This is a genomic window from Pseudomonas brassicacearum subsp. brassicacearum (assembly GCF_008801605.1).
In the GTDB taxonomy this organism is placed as follows: Bacteria; Pseudomonadota; Gammaproteobacteria; order Pseudomonadales; family Pseudomonadaceae; genus Aquipseudomonas; species Aquipseudomonas brassicacearum.
On record NZ_VZPJ01000031.1, the window covers coordinates 1 to 3,247 of the forward strand.

General features: G+C 51.8%; 2 rRNA genes. Both read left to right on the forward strand.

Going from position 1 to position 3,247, the window contains the following annotated elements:
- The first annotated feature begins 59 nt into the window (after window positions 1-59).
- Window positions 60-2,951: ribosomal RNA gene (locus F7R20_RS31335) — 23S ribosomal RNA — on the forward strand.
- Window positions 2,952-3,119: 168 nt separating this feature from the next.
- Window positions 3,120-3,235, forward strand: a 5S ribosomal RNA gene (rrf, locus tag F7R20_RS31340).
- The last annotated feature ends 12 nt before the right edge of the window (window positions 3,236-3,247 follow it).

Below are 3,247 nucleotides of genomic sequence, written 5' to 3' on the forward strand. Positions count from 1 at the left end.
AGATCGAATTTTCGGCGAATGTCGTCTTCACAGTATAACCAGATTGCTTGGGGTTATATGGTCAAGTGAAGAAGCGCATACGGTGGATGCCTTGGCAGTCAGAGGCGATGAAAGACGTGGTAGCCTGCGAAAAGCTTCGGGGAGTCGGCAAACAGACTTTGATCCGGAGATGTCTGAATGGGGGAACCCAGCCATCATAAGATGGTTATCTTGTACTGAATACATAGGTGCAAGAGGCGAACCAGGGGAACTGAAACATCTAAGTACCCTGAGGAAAAGAAATCAACCGAGATTCCCTTAGTAGTGGCGAGCGAACGGGGACTAGCCCTTAAGCTTCTTTGATTTTAGCGGAACGCTCTGGAAAGTGCGGCCATAGTGGGTGATAGCCCTGTACGCGAAAGGATCTTAGAAGTGAAATCGAGTAGGACGGAGCACGAGAAACTTTGTCTGAATATGGGGGGACCATCCTCCAAGGCTAAATACTACTGACTGACCGATAGTGAACTAGTACCGTGAGGGAAAGGCGAAAAGAACCCCGGAGAGGGGAGTGAAATAGATCCTGAAACCGTATGCGTACAAGCAGTGGGAGCCCACTTTGTTGGGTGACTGCGTACCTTTTGTATAATGGGTCAGCGACTTATTTTCAGTGGCGAGCTTAACCGAATAGGGGAGGCGTAGCGAAAGCGAGTCTTAATAGGGCGTCTAGTCGCTGGGAATAGACCCGAAACCGGGCGATCTATCCATGGGCAGGTTGAAGGTTGGGTAACACTAACTGGAGGACCGAACCGACTACCGTTGAAAAGTTAGCGGATGACCTGTGGATCGGAGTGAAAGGCTAATCAAGCTCGGAGATAGCTGGTTCTCCTCGAAAGCTATTTAGGTAGCGCCTCATGTATCACTGTAGGGGGTAGAGCACTGTTTCGGCTAGGGGGTCATCCCGACTTACCAAACCGATGCAAACTCCGAATACCTACAAGTGCCGAGCATGGGAGACACACGGCGGGTGCTAACGTCCGTCGTGAAAAGGGAAACAACCCAGACCGTCAGCTAAGGTCCCAAAGTTATGGTTAAGTGGGAAACGATGTGGGAAGGCTTAGACAGCTAGGAGGTTGGCTTAGAAGCAGCCACCCTTTAAAGAAAGCGTAATAGCTCACTAGTCGAGTCGGCCTGCGCGGAAGATGTAACGGGGCTCAAACCATACACCGAAGCTACGGGTATCACGTAAGTGATGCGGTAGAGGAGCGTTCTGTAAGCCTGTGAAGGTGAGTTGAGAAGCTTGCTGGAGGTATCAGAAGTGCGAATGCTGACATGAGTAACGACAATGGGTGTGAAAAACACCCACGCCGAAAGACCAAGGTTTCCTGCGCAACGTTAATCGACGCAGGGTTAGTCGGTCCCTAAGGCGAGGCTGAAAAGCGTAGTCGATGGAAAACAGGTTAATATTCCTGTACTTCTGGTTATTGCGATGGAGGGACGGAGAAGGCTAGGCCAGCTTGGCGTTGGTTGTCCAAGTTTAAGGTGGTAGGCTGGAATCTTAGGTAAATCCGGGATTCTAAGGCCGAGAGCTGATGACGAGTTACCCTTTGGGTGACGAAGTGGTTGATGCCATGCTTCCAAGAAAAGCTTCTAAGCTTCAGGTAACCAGGAACCGTACCCCAAACCGACACAGGTGGTTGGGTAGAGAATACCAAGGCGCTTGAGAGAACTCGGGTGAAGGAACTAGGCAAAATGGCACCGTAACTTCGGGAGAAGGTGCGCCGGTGAGGGTGAAGCACTTGCTGCGTAAGCCCACGCCGGTCGAAGATACCAGGCCGCTGCGACTGTTTATTAAAAACACAGCACTCTGCAAACACGAAAGTGGACGTATAGGGTGTGACGCCTGCCCGGTGCCGGAAGGTTAATTGATGGGGTTAGCTAACGCGAAGCTCTTGATCGAAGCCCCGGTAAACGGCGGCCGTAACTATAACGGTCCTAAGGTAGCGAAATTCCTTGTCGGGTAAGTTCCGACCTGCACGAATGGCGTAACGATGGCGGCGCTGTCTCCACCCGAGACTCAGTGAAATTGAAATCGCTGTGAAGATGCAGTGTATCCGCGGCTAGACGGAAAGACCCCGTGAACCTTTACTATAGCTTTGCACTGGACTTTGAATTTGCTTGTGTAGGATAGGTGGGAGGCTTTGAAGCGTGGACGCCAGTTCGCGTGGAGCCATCCTTGAAATACCACCCTGGCAACTTTGAGGTTCTAACTCAGGTCCGTTATCCGGATCGAGGACAGTGTATGGTGGGTAGTTTGACTGGGGCGGTCTCCTCCTAAAGAGTAACGGAGGAGTACGAAGGTGCGCTCAGACCGGTCGGAAATCGGTCGTAGAGTATAAAGGCAAAAGCGCGCTTGACTGCGAGACAGACACGTCGAGCAGGTACGAAAGTAGGTCTTAGTGATCCGGTGGTTCTGTATGGAAGGGCCATCGCTCAACGGATAAAAGGTACTCCGGGGATAACAGGCTGATACCGCCCAAGAGTTCATATCGACGGCGGTGTTTGGCACCTCGATGTCGGCTCATCACATCCTGGGGCTGAAGCCGGTCCCAAGGGTATGGCTGTTCGCCATTTAAAGTGGTACGCGAGCTGGGTTTAGAACGTCGTGAGACAGTTCGGTCCCTATCTGCCGTGGACGTTTGAGATTTGAGAGGGGCTGCTCCTAGTACGAGAGGACCGGAGTGGACGAACCTCTGGTGTTCCGGTTGTCACGCCAGTGGCATTGCCGGGTAGCTATGTTCGGGAAAGATAACCGCTGAAAGCATCTAAGCGGGAAACTTGCCTCAAGATGAGATCTCACTGGGACCTTGAGTCCCCTGAAGGGCCGTCGAAGACTACGACGTTGATAGGCAGGGTGTGTAAGCGCTGTGAGGCGTTGAGCTAACCTGTACTAATTGCCCGTGAGGCTTGACCATATAACACCCAAGCAATTTGTATCCTCCGAGCTGAAAAGCAAACGAGACCAGATTGCGGTGTGTGAAGACGAAACGAACCGAAAGTTCGAATCTCACAAAACACCGAAGCTATCACATACCCAATTTGCTGAAGCGAGGCCGACTGGCCGCGACTCAGTACCCGAATTTCTTGACGACCATAGAGCATTGGAACCACCTGATCCCATCCCGAACTCAGCAGTGAAACGATGCATCGCCGATGGTAGTGTGGGGTTTCCCCATGTGAGAGTAGGTCATCGTCAAGATTAAATTCCGAA